The sequence below is a fragment of the Pseudomonas sp. IPO3774 genome (assembly GCF_013386835.1).
Lineage (GTDB): Bacteria > Pseudomonadota > Gammaproteobacteria > Pseudomonadales > Pseudomonadaceae > Aquipseudomonas.
In genome coordinates, this window is record NZ_JACAQY010000010.1 from 1 (window position 1) to 15,908 (window position 15,908).

A 15,908-nucleotide genomic window follows, 5' to 3' on the forward strand; every position below is an offset into this window, starting at 1 on the left:
AATCTCCTCAGCGTCGACGACTGTCATTGGCCGCTGCATTACGAATACGACCTGCAAAACCGCCTCACCGTCGAACACCAGGGCTGGGGCACGTTGCGCTACCGCTACGACGAATGCGGCCAACTCAACTACCTGCGCCTGCCCGACAACAACCGCCTCGCTTTCCACCACGACAAAGGTGGCGACCTCGCCACCGTCGAACTGAATGGCAGCCTGCTCACTTCGCACCTGTTCAAATCCGGCCGCGAACACCAACGCCAGCAAGGCCAACTCCTCAGCCACTACCACTATGACGACCAGGGCCGCCTGCACGCCCACGCCATCACCCAACAGGAACAACGCTACCAGCGCCGCCAATACAACTACGACAAACGCGGCAACCTGACCCGCATCCTCGACACTCGAAAAGGCCAGCACGACTACCACTACGACCCGCTCGACCGCCTGACCCGCGCCAACCACTCGCACGACCGGCAGGAACGCTTCGTCCACGATCCGGCGGGCAACCTGCTGATGCAAGACCGCGTCGGTCCGAGCGTAGTCAAAGGCAATCGCCTGTTGATGCAAGGTGACCGCCATTACGACTACGACGCTTTCGGCAATCTGCTGCGCGAACGTCGAGGCCGGGCGCAACAGTTGGTTACCGAATACCGCTACGACTGTCAGCACCGCCTGATCAGCGTCACCCAACCGGACGGCACCCAGGCCAGCTATCGCTACGACCCGTTTGGTCGGCGTATCGCCAAAACGATAAAAAGCCAAACCACCGAGTTCTTCTGGCAAGGCGACACGCTGATTGCCGAACACAGTGCTGATCACCACCAGAGCTACCTCTACGAACCCAACAGCTTCCGCCCGTTAGCACTGCTGAAAGGCTGCGGCCCTGAAGACGTAAAACCCTTCCACTACCAACTCGACCACCTGGGCACGCCACAAGAACTCACCGCGCCCGATGGCGAAATTGTCTGGTCAGCGCACTACCGCGCCTACGGCCAAATCGCGAAGCTGGACGTCAACACCGTTACCAACCCGCTGCGCTTCCAGGGCCAATACTTCGACCCGGAAAGCGGGCTGCACTACAACCGTCATCGCTACTACAATCCGGACATTGGCCGCTACCTGACGCCTGATCCGGTGAAACTGGCGGGCGGGCTGAACGGATACCAGTACGTGCCCAACCCGACGGGGTGGGTGGATCCGTTGGGGTTGAGCTGTAAAGCTACAGCCTGCCCAGGCCAAATAGTCGCCGATGGGCCTTACAGCGAAATTGTTCCTGGTGGAGGTTTAGCTGCTCACGAAGCTGCCGGAGGACATTTGATGCAAAAGCACATTGGTAGAACTGACCAACAACTGGCAACACGTCTTAAAAATGAGCCTCATGTGCCCACGGCATCTACCTTCCCTGATCGCGCGACAGCCGAGTCAGCAATATCAAGCGTGATAGCAAGCAACAAAACTAAAATAAATTCGTTTGTTAAAGGAAAAGACAAAAAAATTGTTATTACTCAAAAGTCTCCTCAGCCAGTTGGAACCAGCCTGAAGCGAGGTGCAAAAAAAACCGTCCCCGGACGGGAGATTTACCTGATTTTGTTCAAAGATAAAAGCATGCCCAATGGCTATAGAATTCAGACCGGATATCCGAATCCATGAATAACGATTATTCACAACTGCAGCAACTTCTCGCGGGTTACTTCAATCAAGATTGGGTTGATGAGTTTGATAGTGCGGACAATGTGATTCTCAGCTTTATAGCTGAATCCTCAGCAGAAACTTTTAAAGCTGCACACCTCGAGTTAAAAGCTCTTTTACATGCCAACAAGACGGAGCAAGCGTTACAGCATCTTTTGTTCTCAGATATTGGCTGTGGCTACTATTATCCTCACGATTGGAAAAGCGGGAAATTGTGGCTGGAGCACATTGACGCGCTTTTGAGCCAAAGAGGCGAATAACTTCGATCTCTTAAGATATTTATAATAAAGAAGGTGCTCGGAAAGCCCCTTCTTCCTCCCCTACCCCACCTGCTGCAACCGCCCAGCCCGAAAATCCTTCGGCGACACTTCAAACTGCTTCTTGAACGAGCGACTAAAGTGCGCCGAATCCGTAAACCCCCACTTATACGCAATCGACGTAATCGACTCACTGCGCAAAAACGGGTTGGTCAGATCATCCGCACTGCGCTTCAACCGCGCCCGCTGGATATACCGGCACACGCTGTCATCCTGTTCCTCAAACAACCGGTACAAATGCCGCACCGAGATATTCAACCGACTCGCCAACCCCACCGGGCTAAGCCCTGGCTGGGTCAATGACTCATCAATCACCTTCTGCACATAGCTGCGCAGATTGCTGCCCTGCAACCCGCCACAATCATCGCGCTCATCGTCTTCCTGCTCAAACGCCGACCCCAGCAGCGAGACAAACGCCGACTGCAACGCCTGCCCCTCCCCGACCGCGCCTTCGCCGTTCAGTGCGTCTTTGCACAGTTGATCCATCAACACATGCAACATGCGCCCGCAGGCTTTGCTCGAGGAGATTTTGCCGAAGGTCTTGGGCTGGTTGCCGAACTGTTTGCACACCTCTGCGCGGGACAAGGACAGGGACGCGTGTTCGATGAGCCCGAACGGGGTGATGTCGATGGAGCCCACCGAGTCCATCAATAACAGTTCGCCGGGGGCAAGCTGGAAGCTCTGGCCGTTTTGGGTGATCTGGCAGTAGCCGCTGCGCTGGCTGACGAGGAAGCAGTGTTGGTCGTCATCGTGGTCGGCGCGGGCCTTGGGGCGCTTGATCAGGCCGGCGTTGGTGCGCAGGCTGGCCAGGGGCAAACCGCCGCGGGAAAAGGTGCTGATGCTGCCGATGAACAGCGAGCGGTTGAAGGCCAGTTCTGTGTCGAAGTGACCGCAAACCGCGCGCAGATCCCGGGTCCAGAGGTCCAGCCCGTCTTGCCCAATCTGTTGCATGCTCATGGTTGTTTCCACCTTGGCTTTTTGTTTTTGTCGGGCAATAGTTAACATGTTATCTATATGCGCGCAACAAGTACGTGTCTGCCAAGGTGGTTGCACTATTGATGCCAGATCCGGTGGTCAGTGGGCCTGCAAGGCGCGTTGGAAACCGTTCAAGGCGTCCAGCAGCCAGGCGCGTTGCACACTGCTCAAGGCGATGTAGCGACGGAACGCCGGCATGCGGTTGACCACCTCGCTGCCGCCCATATGCTCAAGCCGCACACACCACTGGTGATCCACCAGGTCGATGCGCAGGCGCTTGAAGTCCAGCGGCATCAAGGCGCGATGCAAGGCGCTGCCCTCCTGCAATTGCGTGTGCAAAATGCCTGAAACCTCCTTGTCGCCCGACCGCTGTCGACAGCGGATTCCGGTGCGTCGAACGGCCCCGGTGTGGTGCAGTTCGAAGCTCGCCGTGCCCTGCTGCGAGGCAGGGATGCGCAGTACGAATTCGGTCATCACCAGGTGCATCAACAGCTGCGACTCGGTGCGTTCGACGATCTCCAGTTGCAGCCCGAGATTGTCCAGGGAAACCCGGGCCGTCGTCGGTCCACACACCTCATAACCCGCCAGGCCGAGGTTACGCCGCAGGTGTTCCAGCGTAACGCCGGGTCGATACCCGGCAGGCGCGCGCCGGGCGCTGAACAGCTCAGACAGTTTTTGCAGCATGGCTGATATACCCGTTGTGCGGCTGACCCGGCTCATGGGCGAACTCCTTGGCCAACACCTCTTCCACCGAGGCGGGCTTGAATGGATTGACCTTCTGCACAACCAGCGTCCAGAACAGCGCGTACGCCGCCGTGCACCCGAGCATTACGCCAAAGGGAATGTAGATGTCGGCGGGGTTCATGCCCGGCGGGGTGATAAACCACATGCCCAGCAGGATGCCGATGCTCGACAGAATCTGCGGCAGCGGAAAGAACGGCGAACGGTAGGCGCGAGGCAGATCCGGACGGCGAATCCGCAGGATCACCACCGACAGCGTCACCAGCAGATAAGCAAAGCTCCAGGCACACACGGCCGCCAGCACCAGGTGCATGATGTTGTCGGTGTTGCCGCCCAGGTACAGCGCGTGCAGGCACGGAATCAGCATCGCCACCAGAATGCACAGCAACGGTGTCTTGAAGCGCGGGTGCAGGTAGGTGAAGACCTTGGGCAACGCGCCGTCGACCGCCATGCCGTACAGGATCCGCGGCACACCGGCCATCAAGGTGTTGATGGTCGCAGCACCGGCAAACAGGAAGCCGATGCCCAGCCACATCGGGCCGATGCTGCCCATCACCTGCTCGGCGAATTTCGGGATGGCCATCGGCGTATCCAGCAGGTGCACGCCGCCCGCCGCGTCGATCAATACGTTTTCCACCTGGCGTTTCATGGCCGCGCCATAGATGAACATGCACGTGGCCACCCCCAGCAGCCCCAGCACCATGGCCTTGGGCATCACCTTGGCCGAGTTGCGCAGGTCCGGCGCCAGCGGCGTGACGAATTCGCAGCCGACGAACATGAACATCGCCATGCCCACCAGCGACAGAATGGTGATCGGGTCGGTGCCCACCAGGGATTCACCGAACCAGCCGTCCAGCTGCACCGCCGGGGCTGCGATCAGGCCCAGCACGCCAAACACCATCAAGGTGGTCCACATGCCGAAAGTGAGGATGATCTCGGCCCGGCCAAACGCGCTGACGCCAAACGCATTGAGCACCCCGAACACAATCACGAAGCCCACTCCCAGCAACCACGAACCGCCGGCGGATTCCGCCAGGGTGTTGAGGTGCTCGAAATTCACCAGCGCCATCACGCCGGAGAGGATGGTTTCGGCGGTGCCGGCAAACACATGCACGATCAGGTACGCCGACAAGGTGCCGGTGATCGCAAAGAACCGGCCCATGCCGCAATTGATGTAGTCGTAGACCGAGCCGGTGGTGGGCAGGATCGAGGCGGCTTCGGCGAAGGTGGTCGCCTGGGCCAGCATCATCACCACCGCGATCAACATCGCCACCGCAAAGGCGCTGCCGCCGATGCCAAACCCCATGGTCGCGGTGAGGATCACCGGGCTGGCCATGATCAAGCCAATGGTGCTCGCCAGCGCGGTTGGAAAGCCCACCGTGCCGCGTTTCAAATGTTCGGTGAGCCGGTCGTTGATCGACATGGTGCAGATCCTCAAGAAGCGGATTTTTAGAAGTATTGGCACTCTGCGCCCGCCCTGGCTGATCGTCTTGCTCCTGGCTGCCGCCGGTTTTGTTGCTGCCTGCCACTGCTGCGCCACTGGCGGCCTGGGACAATTTCCTGGCACGCAGGGGAAAGACTTGGCCCGGTGGCGCTCGCCCTAATGCTCCCTCAATTCACCTTGTTGGGGACTATAACAATGCAGCACACACAACAAACCCGTCACCTGTACAGGGCCATCAGCCTGGGCATCGCGCTGATGATCATCGACTCATCGGCCCAGGCGTTCGAGCTGTATGCCGATGACGACACTCAGGTCACCGGCAACTTCCTGGCGGTGTACGGGATGTTCAACAGCCGCAAGAACTACGACGGCACCACCGGCGGTTCCACCTGGCGTGAAGGTTTTATCAAGTATGGCTTGAGCGTCGACCAGCGCTTCGGCGCCCTGGGCAGCGTGTATGGCACGGCCAACCTGGTCAGCTCGGGCACCTGGGGTGATGGCGATGCGTCGGGCGTGACCACCGGCAGCGAGCGCACCACCAAGTTCGACGAAGCCTTCGCCGGCTGGCGCTCGGGGGAACTGTTTCCGGCACTGGGCAAGGATGGTGTGAACCTGTCGTTCGGCCGCCAGGTCATCATGCTCGGCGACGGTTTCATCATCAACGATGACGGCCCGAACTTCGGCAAGGGCGTGGATGACGGCAAGTTCAACCGGGGCGGCGCCTACTACATCGCCGCCCGGCATGCCTTCGATCAAACCGCAGTGCTACGCCTGGGTGGCAAGGACGGCGTGCATGGCAGCGTAATGTGGATCAAGTCCGACAACCGCGCCCAGGCCAACACTGAAATGGCTGCCGGCACCCTGGACTACACCGCCGCGCCCGGCACCCTGGGGTTGACCTATATCCACGGCATCAGCGTCGACGACCGTTATGCCAATGACCTGCAAAAACAGCGCGCCGGGATGAACATCTACAGCCTGCGGGGCGCCGGTAATGCCGGGATCGAGAACGCGCACTTTTCCTTTGAATACGCCTGGCAGGACAAGGACGCCGGCCCGGAAAAGGCCTGGTACACCGAAGGCGGTTATACCTTCGCCGCGCTGCCGTGGTCGCCGGACCTGACCTACCGCTACAGCCGCTATTCGAAAAACTGGGATGCGATGTTTTCGGGCTTCAACCGTGGCTACGGCACCTGGGTGCAGGGCGAGGTGGCCGGCAATTATTCGGGGCCGTTCAATACCAATACTGAGGTGCAGCATGTGGCGTTGAAGGTCAAGCCGCTGGACAGCGTCACCCTGGGCGCGCTGTTCTTCGACTACAAGACGTTGAGCAAGGGCGGCATGCTCAACCTCGATGGGCGCGAACTGGACCTGTACGCGGAGTGGGCGGTGAACGAACACCTGATCGTCACGCCACTGCTGGGTTTGTACAAGCCCAACAAGGATGAGAGCAACGGCGGCAACCAGGTGGGTGGCAATGGCACCAATCTCTACAGCCAAGTCACCGTGGCCGTGCCGTTCTAACACAGATGCAATGAGCTACCGAGATCACATGTGGGAGCGGGCTTGCTCGCGAAAGCGGTGTGTCAGTCGCCAGATGTATTGGCTGACACTCCGCATTCGCGAGCAAGCCCGCTCCCACATTGAACCTGCTTCAGCCTTCGATAGAGGTGTTCGCCCTACGGTTGCCGCTCCTCGATCCGCGCATACGCCCCCTGGTGATAGAGCAACGGCGCACGACCAAAATCATCGAAAGCCACCACCTTGCCAATCATGATCCAGTGATCGCCACCATCCACCTGCTGGTACTTCTCGCAGTGAAACCGCGCCGAGCAATCAGCGAAGACCGGCGAACCGCCCTCTCCGGGCTCGAATTCGATTTCGGCAAAGCGATCGTCCCTGGGCCGGGCGAAGTTGTTCGACAGGTGGATCTGGTCGGCCGCCAGCACGTTGACCGCAAAATGGCTGGCCTGCTCGAACACCTCGTGGCTGTTGGAGCGTTTGTCGATGCTCCACAGCACCAGCGGCGGGTCCAGGGACACCGAGTTGAAGCTGTTGGCGGTGACACCCACTTTGCGCCCGCTGGCATCAGCGGCGGTGACCACCGTGACACCGGTGGCAAAGTTACCCAGGGCCCGGCGAAAGGCCCGTGGGTCGAAACTGTTATCAGACATGCAAGACTCCCGGACTGCATCAACGCGCAGTCCTGATGGTTGTGATGGCCGGGTCGGCGTCAAATCATGCTCGGATCAGGCTCGAGCCCCATCAGCTCACGCCCCAGGATCTGCGCGCACACGTCGTAATCGGTGTACGCATGGGCGCCGGTCATATGGGAATCGCGGAACAGACGCTGCATCTCGTTGTGCTCGAACCACGCATTGCCACCGGCGGCCTCGAACAAACGGTCCACCGCCTGGATGCACATCTTGGTGGCGTACGCCTGGTTGGTACGCCAGAACGCCAGGGTCTCGCGGCTCGGGTAACGGTGCTGTTCGCTGTGTTCGGCGTGTTCCTGCCAGGTCTTTTCCAGGAACGCCCGGGCGGCGGCCACCTGGTGTGTCGACTCGGCCAGGCGCATCAACGCCGGAGTCGCCGCCCCCACTGCCGCGCCGGTGTAGGCACGTACGCGGGTCCTGGTTTTTTCGCGGAATACTTCGAGCATGCGCTCGGCCACGCCCAGGCTCACGGTGGAGAAACCGCTGGCGAAATACGGCCGGTACGGCGAGTAGAAAATCTTGCTGTCGGGGTACAGACCGAAGCCGGCGGACTTGCCTTCCATCATGTCCTTGGCTTTCTGGATGCGGTGTTCTGGCACCAGAACCTTGTCGATGATCAGGGTCTTGGTGCCGCTGCCTTTCATGCCGGCGGCGAACCAGTCATCGCGAATCTGATAGTCGCTGCGCGGCAGTACCGCGAAGCAATAGTCCTGGGTGCCCTCGGCGTTTTTACGGCGGAAACCGACAATCGCCCACTCGGCATGATCGCAACCGCTGCTCCAGCCCATTTCACCGCTGAACAGCACACCGCCCTCAACTTCTTCAGTGCGGCCAAACGGCGCGATGCTGCTGCTGGCGGTGGCATTCGGGTTATCGCCCCAGACTTCCTGCTGCAACTTGGCGGGAAACAACGCCAGTTGATGGCTGTGAGTGCACAACAGGCTCATGGCCCACGCGGTGCTGGCACAGGCGCCGGCCAGCAACGCGATGCAGTCGGCAAACTGCCGCAGGGAGATCTCCATGCCGCCGAAGGGTTTGGGTTGAAAGGCACGGTGCATGCCGATGCTCTTGAGCAGCGCAATGTTCTCGTCGGGAACCTTGCGGTCCTGCTCGGCCTGGAAGGCGTTGGCAGCGATGGTCGGCAGAATCGCCTTGAGATCTTCGAGGAGCGGGTTTGGCTTTTTCATGGACGGCCCTGCTTATTATTGGATGTCCGGCTGGCGTTCAAACTCAACGAACGACGCTGGATGTGGGGCCAGTATGGAGCGGGCGACACCCCCGGAAAATGCACCTTCCACAGCCAAGATTGCACTTTCCACAGGCCTGGCAGCCACAGACATGTCGCCCGGCAGGCACGGACAAGCCTGGCCCGGCGGCGCTGGTTACCCTCGGGCTTTTGCGAGCAGGAAAATCCCATGAGCGATATTGCGCTGCTGCCTGAAGTCCAGGCCTTCCTCCGTCGAAGCCATGCCTTGTTTATCGACGGCGGGTACGTCCAAAGCCATTCCGGCCAGGCTCTGGAAGTGATCAACCCGGCCACCGGCGAGGTGATCGCCCAGGTTGCCGATGCGGACCTGGCCGATATCGACACAGCGGTGGAATCGTCCCGGCGCGGCTTCCGGCAATGGTCCCAGGTCGCCCCAGCCATTCGCGGCAATGTGCTGCTGAAACTCGCCGACCTGCTGGAGCAACACCGCGAAGCACTGGCGCAGATCGAAACCTGCCAGTCGGGCAAGATCATCCAGATTTCCCGGGCCTTCGAGGTCGATCAGGCGGCGCACTTCCTGCGTTACTACGCCGGCTGGGCCACCAAGATCAGCGGCCAGACCCTCACCCCGTCACTGCCCTCCTTCGCCGGCGAACGCTACACCGCGTTCACCCTGCGCGAACCGGTGGGCGTGGTAGTGGGCATCGTGCCGTGGAATTTCTCGACCATGATCGCCATCTGGAAACTCGCCTCGGCACTGGTGACCGGCTGCAGCATCATCATCAAGCCCAGCGAGTTCACCCCGCTGACCATCCTGCGCATCGCCGAACTGGCCATCGACGCCGGCCTGCCGGCGGGCGTGCTGAACGTGTTGACCGGTGGCGGCCATGTGGGCAAAGGCCTGGTGGAGCACCCGGGCACCGACAAGGTCTCGTTTACCGGCTCGGTGCCCACCGGCATAGCCGTGGGCCGCAGTGCCATGGGCGCCGGGTTGACCCGGGCGACCCTGGAACTGGGCGGCAAAAACTCCGCCGGGTTCCTGCGGGATGTGGAACTCGACAAGGCGGTCAACGGCATCATCGAAGCCGGCTTCCTGCACTCCGGGCAAATCTGCGCGGCCGCCGAACGCTTCTTCGCCCACCGCTCGCAGATCGAGCCGATCATGGACAAACTGGCGCAACGCCTGGGCCGGTTGAACATCGGCTCGCCGCTGGACGAGCGCACCGAATTCGGCCCGGTGACCAACCGCCAGCACCAACAGAAACTCGAATGGTTTTTCGCCAAGGCCCGGGCCGAGAACAATACGATTGTCCACGGCGGCAAGCTGATCGACGGACCGGGGTGCTATGTGGAGCCCACCGTGATTCTCGCCAACACGATCCACGACACCCTGCTCAACGAAGAGACCTTCGGCCCGATCGCCACGTTTTTCCCCTACGACACCGAGGATGAGCTGCTGGAACTGATGAACAACACGCCTTACGGCCTGAGCGCCAGTCTCTGGACCAATGATCTGAGCAAGGCCCTGCGCATGGTGCCGGCGATCAACGCGGGGACGGTGTGGGTGAACATGCACACGATGCTCGACCCGGCGGTGCCGTTTGGCGGCAACAAGTCTTCGGGGGTGGGACGGGAGTTTGGCGGGGCGTTCATCGAGGATTACACCGAGCTCAAGTCGGTGATGATTCGCTACTGACCGGCATGCGGAGCGCCGGCCGGCTTGAGTGTGTTGATCGTTCCCACGCTCTGCGTGGGAATGCATACCGTGACGCTCCGCGTCACCCTTGCGCGAGACGTCAATCCGGCGGTGCCAGCGGGACGCGGAGCGTCCGAGGCGGCATTCCCACGCAGAGCGTGGGAACGATCATCTGCACCTGGTCCCCTGAGGCTGCATATACCCGCCATAAATGGGCAGGCCGGTAGCCGGTAACATCCTGGTAATGCGCTAAATACCTGTACAATTTTATTATTTTGTACAAGTATCAGCAGTATCAAGCCCTATCGGGGAGAACCGCAATGACCCGTCTATTGGTTTCGCTGGCCCTGGTGCTCGGCCTGAGCAGTTGTGGCAGCGTGGATGTTAAGCACTACGCCGACCAGCAACCGCAACTGGACCTGGTGAGCTTCTTCAGCAAGCCCGTCAAGGCCTGGGGCATCTTCGAGAAACGCTCGGGTGAAGTGGCCAAGCGTTTCGAGGTGAATATCGCCAGCCGCCGCGAGGGTGAAAACCTGATTCTCGATGAGCGCTTTCTATACAGCGATGGTACTCGCCAGCAACGTGTCTGGACCCTCACCCCGGACGGCCCCACCCACTGGCGCGGACGGGCCGGTGATGTGGTGGGCGAGGCCAGGGGCGAAGTGGCGGGCGACGCACTGCGCTGGCGCTACGTCCTGAACCTGCCGGTTGATGGATCCGTCTACGAAGTGAGCCTCGACGATTGGATGTACCTGATGGACGAAGACACGTTGATCAACCGCTCCAGCATGTCCAAGTTGGGTGTGGAAGTCGGCCAGGTGACGTTGTTCTTCCGTCGCCAGTCTTCACAACCCTGACCGGTAAGGAGTGAACCATGAACCTGCAAGCCCTGACCAAACTGGCCACCCAAGGCGCTGTACGCGAAATGGAACTGCTGTCGCTGGAAGGTGGTTTCTATCTAGCGCGCGTAACGCTGGACCACGGCCAGTTCACGCTGCTGGACGAGTCGGCGAAGCCCATGCACTTTCGCTCCGTCAATCACCTGCGTGACGTGTTGCAGGCAGTCCCTGCATTTCCCTGCACCCTGGTGCATCAGTGCGTGCATGACGAAATGTGCGGCCGGCGAGAAGGCGCTATCGAGCCACTGCGAACGCCATTTTCCCTGGAAGCGCCGTGGTGACCAAGGCAGTTCGAAACCTGTGCCTGGTGCTGGGCGACCAGTTGTCGTTTGACCTGGCCTCATTGGATGGGCTGGACAGCCAGCGCGATGCGGTCTTGATGGTCGAGGTCATGGAGGAAGCCAGCCATGTGCCCCACCATCCGCAAAAAATCGTCCTGGTCTTCAGCGCCATGCGCCATTTTGCCCAGGCGTTGCAGCAGCGTGGCGTGCGGGTGCAGTACGTCACCCTGGACGATCCGCAAAACACCGGCTCGGTGCCCGGCGAGTTAAGGCGCTGGCAATCGCTGATGCAACCCCGGGAAATACACCTGACCGAATGCGGTGACTGGCGCCTTGAGCAATCCCTGAAGGACTGCGGTTTGCCGATCCAGTGGCATGCCGACCACCGATTCCTGTGCGGCCGTGACGAGTTCGCCGCTTGGGCCAGCGGTAAAAAACAGCTGCGCATGGAATACTTCTACCGGGAGATGCGCCGCAAGAGCGGGCTCTTGCTCAACGGTGACGGTACGCCAGTGGGCGGTGCCTGGAACTTTGATGCCGACAACCGCAAGGCATTGCCCAAGGGCACCAAGGCGCCCTACCCGGCGCGCTTCAGCTCGGACTCGATCACCCAGGACGTGCTGACGCTGGTAGGTAAACACTTCAGCAGCCACTACGGTTCCCTCGACACCTTCGATTACCCCGTGACCCACGCCGACGCGCAGGCCCTCTGGAACTACTTTCTGGACTATGGCCTGGCGGGTTTCGGCGACTACCAGGACGCCATGGCCAGCGACGAGCCGTTCCTGTTTCACGCCCGTATCAGCGCAGCGCTGAACATCGGCCTGCTGGACCTGCGCCAGCTGTGCAGCGATGTGGAGGCGGCCTATTGGTCGGGCAGCATCGGGCTGAACGCTGGCGAAGGGTTTATCCGCCAACTGATTGGCTGGCGTGAGTACGTACGCGGCGTGTACTGGCTGAAGATGCCCGACTATGCCGCTGGCAATGCATTCGGCAACAGCCGCCCGCTGCCGGAGTTCTACTGGACGGGCGAGACGCAAATGAACTGCATGCGCCAGGCGATCGGCCAGAGCCTGAAACATGCCTATGCCCATCACATCCAGCGGCTGATGGTCACCGGCAATTTCGCCCTGCTGGCCGGCATCGTGCCCAGCCAGATATGCGAGTGGTACCTGGCGATCTACATGGACGCGTTCGACTGGGTCGAGCTGCCCAACACCCTGGGCATGGTCATGCATGCGGATGGCGGCTACCTGGGTTCCAAACCTTATTGCGCGAGCGGCCAATACATAAAGCGCATGTCGGACTACTGCCGAGGCTGTGCGTACAAAGTCACGGAAAGTACCGCTGACAATGCCTGCCCGTTCAATGCGCTTTACTGGCACTTCCTGATGCGCCACGGCGACCTGCTGCGGGGCAATCAGCGCATGGCCATGCTCTATAAAAATCTCGACCGCATGCCTGAATCCAAACAGGACGCGCTGTGGCAACGGGGCCAGAGTCTGCTGGCCAAGTTGGATGCGGGTGAAACGCTGTGAAATTTTCCGGCCGCTGCGAATTGTTGTGAAGCCGGTGATAAATGGCCAATTGCCCATGCTAACGTCGGCTTCGATGTCATCCAATTCATTGAGGGAGCAGCGCCGATGTCTACTACCGTAACACCCGCCGGTGGCGGACCGACCACTCAAAAAGCCTCGACGTCGGTATTCGACGACAAGTTGAATATTTCCAAGTCGAGCAAGGTCATCGCCGATTACATGCGCCAAACGGGCAAGTCGGCCATCACCAAGCAAGAGCTTTCGCAACTGGCCAGCAATGCCTCGGGCAAGGTGCCGGCCGATGTGAGCGCTGCGGCCCAGTACATGGAGCGCCATCCCGACGTGTTCACCGCGATCGAAACCCATGATGTGGCCGGTGCCGATAACTTTTCCGGGGTGTGGAACTTCGACTGGGCAGCCAACGGTGGGCTCAATGGCACGGCGACCGATGCCATCGCCAAGATGCAGGACACCTTTGATTTCGCGATTGCCAAGTCGGCGCAGATCACCGAGATCAGCACCGGCAAAAAGGCCGAGCTGGACTCGACCAAACAGCGGCCGCAGAACTAAATTTCCAGCTGCTACAAAAATCCAGTGTGGGAGCTGGCTTGCCTGCGATGCGGACACCTCGGTGCTTCAGGTACACCGAGGTGATGCCATCGCAGCCTCGCTAAAGCTCGACAGCTCCCACAAGGATTTCCTTTGTTTGTTAGAGCGCCGGCCTGCGGTCAAAAGTGAAACGAAACCCCCGTGGTCACGTTGAACGCATCCCCCACATAGAAGTTGGCCGAGTCCTGGCCCTTGGCGTCGTACGCGGTGTTGGTGGCCGTGGCATAGCGCTTGTTGGTCAGGTTGCGTGCATCGACGAACACTTCCCACTTCTTGCTAGGGGCCTCGTAGCCCACCTTGGCCCCCCACAACGTATACGACGGCGCACTCAGGGAGTTGGCAAAGTCGACGTAATAGCTGGACGCCGCCCGGGCGTTGAGCTGCGCATAGAAACCACTGCCTTGGCGATATTCCAGCTCCGCCTGGTAGACCTGGCGCGGCAGGCCCGGCAGCTGGTTGTCGCCGAACACCGCATCGTTGCGGTAGTGGAAGTCGTTGAAGGTATAGGCCTGGCGCAGGGTCACGGTGTCGCCATTGCCGCCGTCCCACAGTTGCGCATTCAAGCCGGCTTCGATGCCCTGGTGAATGGTCGCGCTGCCGTTGGAGGTGGCCACCAGTTGGTCCTGGGTGGCCGTCGCCTGGCGCACCACCACCGATAGCAGTTCTTTCTGCACCCACGAGCGGTAGACCGTCAGGCTGCCGTCAAAAATACCGTGGCCGCCGCGAATGCCGAACTCCACGGTGTTGGCTTTTTGCGGCCGCACATCACGGATGTATGGTGTGCCGGTGCTGCCCAGCTGCCAGGTAACCGGTGGATCCACCGAGCGGCTGACGTTGCCGAACACTTCGAATTCCGGAGTCAACTGATAGCGCAGGCCAATGCGCGGGGCGACGTCGGTCTCGTCGTATTCAACGCCACTGGGGAACGCGCTGGTGTTGGTGGCGGTGCTGTATTCGATCTGCGCCTTGCGCTTGATATCAATCAATGACAACCCGGTGGACAGCCACGTGCGGTCATTCAGTTGCAGTTCGTTGCCGAGGGAAAACACCGTGTCCCGCGAGCCGGTGTAGTTGGTCTTCTGCTGGGTGATGCCGGTGGCCTTGCTGTGGGATTTCACATCGGCCAGGTACGCCAGCGTATTGCTGAAGGTCACGCTGCTGTCGCTGCGCAGGCCGAAGAAGGTGTCGGCGGTGCGCAGGTAGCGCAAGGTCATGTTGACGTCCTGGGAGCGCCATTCCTGTGGCGTTGGCGAATAGCGCCAGCCGTTGTCCAGCGGGTAATCGTTGTAGCCCAGGCCGACTTCGAGCTTGGCATTGTCGTCGAAGGTGTAGGTGGTGGTGCTGCCCAGCAACGTCGAGCCGTCCTTCTTGCGCCCGATGGGCACGAGGTTGCTCGTGGGGTCATGCTTGAGCTGGTATTTGGTCAGGGTGTTGCCCTGGCTGAGGGTTTCTTCCTTGTAGCGAATGTAGAAGCGCGTCTCCAGTTGCGGGCTGAACACGTGGCCGAAGTTGGCAACGATCCCCTGCCCCTTGTTCGGTGTGTTGTCCTGGTAACCGTCACGCTCGTTGTGCTGGATGCTGACGTAATAGTCATTGTCGCCGTCCACGCCGCCGGTGCTCAGCTGCTCCTTGCGATAGCCGAAGCTGCCGGCTTCGAAACGCGCGTAGTTGCCCGGATCGGTGCGGCCGGTCTTGCTCACGAAGTTGATCGCGCCGCCCAGGGACAAGGCCGAATAACGGAAGGCGTTGGCGCCGTAGAGCACCTCGGTGTGGTCCACGGAAGCCATGTCCAGCATGTCTTCCTGGGTGCCGCCCGGGCCGGTCAACGGCAGGCCGTCATAGAGGAATTTGATCCCCAGCACATAGCCTTGATAGAAGGTGTTGAGGCCCGAACCGCGGATCGAAATCTTGTTCGCGCCCGAGCCGCTGGTGGCCTGGGCGAATACGCCCGGCTGCAACGCCAGCACGTCCTCGGCGTTCGCCGCGCGGCCCTGTTCGATCTTGCGGTTGTCGATCACTGCGGTTTTGCCGGGCACCTTGGACAGTTGCTTCTCGGCCTTTTGCGCTTCGGTGGCTTCGGCACCGGTGACCACTACCGTGGCCAGGGTCGGGTCCGCCTGGGCGGCAAAGGCCGCGCCGTGTATCAACATCAACAGCACGCCAAGGCTGGACGCGGTGGCCAGTGACTCAAAACGACGAGCGCGAGGTTCAAACAGTTGCCGCATGAATTAAATACTCCTGGGGTCTCAAATTAGTTGGAGCATCTATTCGTATAGTCGCGCTCTATTTTCAACTT

13 protein-coding genes and 1 pseudogene are annotated in these 15,908 nt (G+C 60.4%); 8 read left to right on the forward strand and 6 right to left on the reverse strand.

Annotated elements, in window-relative coordinates:
- Positions 1-1,650 (forward strand): RNase A-like domain-containing protein (locus HYE77_RS05100; RefSeq protein WP_177068503.1); only part of this gene is annotated, 1,650 nt, incomplete at its 5' end.
- Positions 1,647-1,949, forward strand: coding sequence for a contact-dependent growth inhibition system immunity protein (locus tag HYE77_RS05105; protein ID WP_134326170.1), 303 nt, complete (start codon positions 1,647-1,649; stop codon positions 1,947-1,949). The genes HYE77_RS05100 and HYE77_RS05105, both read left to right, overlap by 4 nt.
- 60 nt (positions 1,950-2,009) lie before the next feature.
- Here the strand turns inward: HYE77_RS05105 and feaR are convergent, their stop codons facing one another.
- From feaR to HYE77_RS05120, 3 genes are all read right to left on the reverse strand, one after another.
- On the reverse strand, positions 2,010-2,963 hold the full coding sequence (feaR, locus tag HYE77_RS05110) for a transcriptional regulator FeaR (RefSeq protein WP_003219901.1): 954 nt from the start codon (positions 2,961-2,963) through the stop codon (positions 2,010-2,012).
- A 117-nt stretch (positions 2,964-3,080) separates the two neighbouring features.
- A complete protein-coding gene (locus HYE77_RS05115; protein ID WP_003219899.1) occupies positions 3,081-3,665 on the reverse strand; it encodes a DUF3156 family protein in 585 nt (194 codons plus the stop codon).
- A complete protein-coding gene (locus HYE77_RS05120) occupies positions 3,646-5,145 on the reverse strand; it encodes an APC family permease (protein ID WP_177068504.1) in 1,500 nt (499 codons plus the stop codon). Before HYE77_RS05120 ends, HYE77_RS05115 begins: the two co-directional genes overlap by 20 nt.
- A gap of 216 nt (positions 5,146-5,361) precedes the next feature.
- Here HYE77_RS05120 and HYE77_RS05125 point away from each other — a divergent pair, with 216 nt between their 5' ends.
- On the forward strand, positions 5,362-6,690 hold the full coding sequence (locus HYE77_RS05125) for a hypothetical protein (protein ID WP_087694958.1): 1,329 nt from the start codon (positions 5,362-5,364) through the stop codon (positions 6,688-6,690).
- Between the two features lie 173 nt (positions 6,691-6,863).
- Here the strand turns inward: HYE77_RS05125 and HYE77_RS05130 are convergent.
- A pseudogene (locus tag HYE77_RS05130) lies at positions 6,864-7,340 on the reverse strand (flavin reductase family protein); the annotation flags it as partial.
- A 59-nt stretch (positions 7,341-7,399) separates the two neighbouring features.
- The gene (locus HYE77_RS05135) at positions 7,400-8,569 is read right to left on the reverse strand and encodes a p-hydroxyphenylacetate 3-hydroxylase oxygenase component (protein ID WP_177068505.1); all 1,170 of its coding nucleotides are present in this window, start codon (positions 8,567-8,569) and stop codon (positions 7,400-7,402) included.
- A gap of 228 nt (positions 8,570-8,797) precedes the next feature.
- Between HYE77_RS05135 and HYE77_RS05140 the strand changes: the two genes are divergently transcribed.
- The 5 genes from HYE77_RS05140 (at position 8,798) to HYE77_RS05160 (ending at position 13,573) form a co-directional block, all read left to right on the forward strand.
- Positions 8,798-10,285, forward strand: a complete 1,488-nt coding sequence (locus HYE77_RS05140; RefSeq protein WP_177020986.1) for an aldehyde dehydrogenase family protein — start codon at positions 8,798-8,800, stop codon at positions 10,283-10,285.
- A 320-nt stretch (positions 10,286-10,605) separates the two neighbouring features.
- Positions 10,606-11,142, forward strand: a complete 537-nt coding sequence (locus tag HYE77_RS05145; protein ID WP_177068506.1) for a DUF3833 domain-containing protein — start codon at positions 10,606-10,608, stop codon at positions 11,140-11,142.
- Positions 11,143-11,159: 17 nt separating this feature from the next.
- The gene (locus HYE77_RS05150; RefSeq protein ID WP_134326164.1) at positions 11,160-11,465 is read left to right on the forward strand and encodes a DUF6482 family protein; all 306 of its coding nucleotides are present in this window, start codon (positions 11,160-11,162) and stop codon (positions 11,463-11,465) included.
- Positions 11,462-13,003 (forward strand): cryptochrome/photolyase family protein, encoded by a 1,542-nt coding sequence (locus HYE77_RS05155; RefSeq protein ID WP_177068507.1) that lies wholly within the window; start codon positions 11,462-11,464, stop codon positions 13,001-13,003. Before HYE77_RS05150 ends, HYE77_RS05155 begins: the two co-directional genes overlap by 4 nt.
- Before the next feature lie 105 nt (positions 13,004-13,108).
- Positions 13,109-13,573, forward strand: coding sequence for a hypothetical protein (locus HYE77_RS05160; protein ID WP_003219875.1), 465 nt, complete (start codon positions 13,109-13,111; stop codon positions 13,571-13,573).
- Positions 13,574-13,731: 158 nt separating this feature from the next.
- On the opposite strand, the gene HYE77_RS05165 is transcribed toward HYE77_RS05160, so the two are convergent.
- Positions 13,732-15,837 carry a TonB-dependent receptor domain-containing protein gene (locus HYE77_RS05165; RefSeq protein WP_177068508.1) on the reverse strand — a complete coding sequence of 702 codons (2,106 nt, stop codon included), beginning with the start codon at positions 15,835-15,837 and terminating at the stop codon, positions 13,732-13,734.
- Positions 15,838-15,908 lie beyond the last annotated feature (71 nt).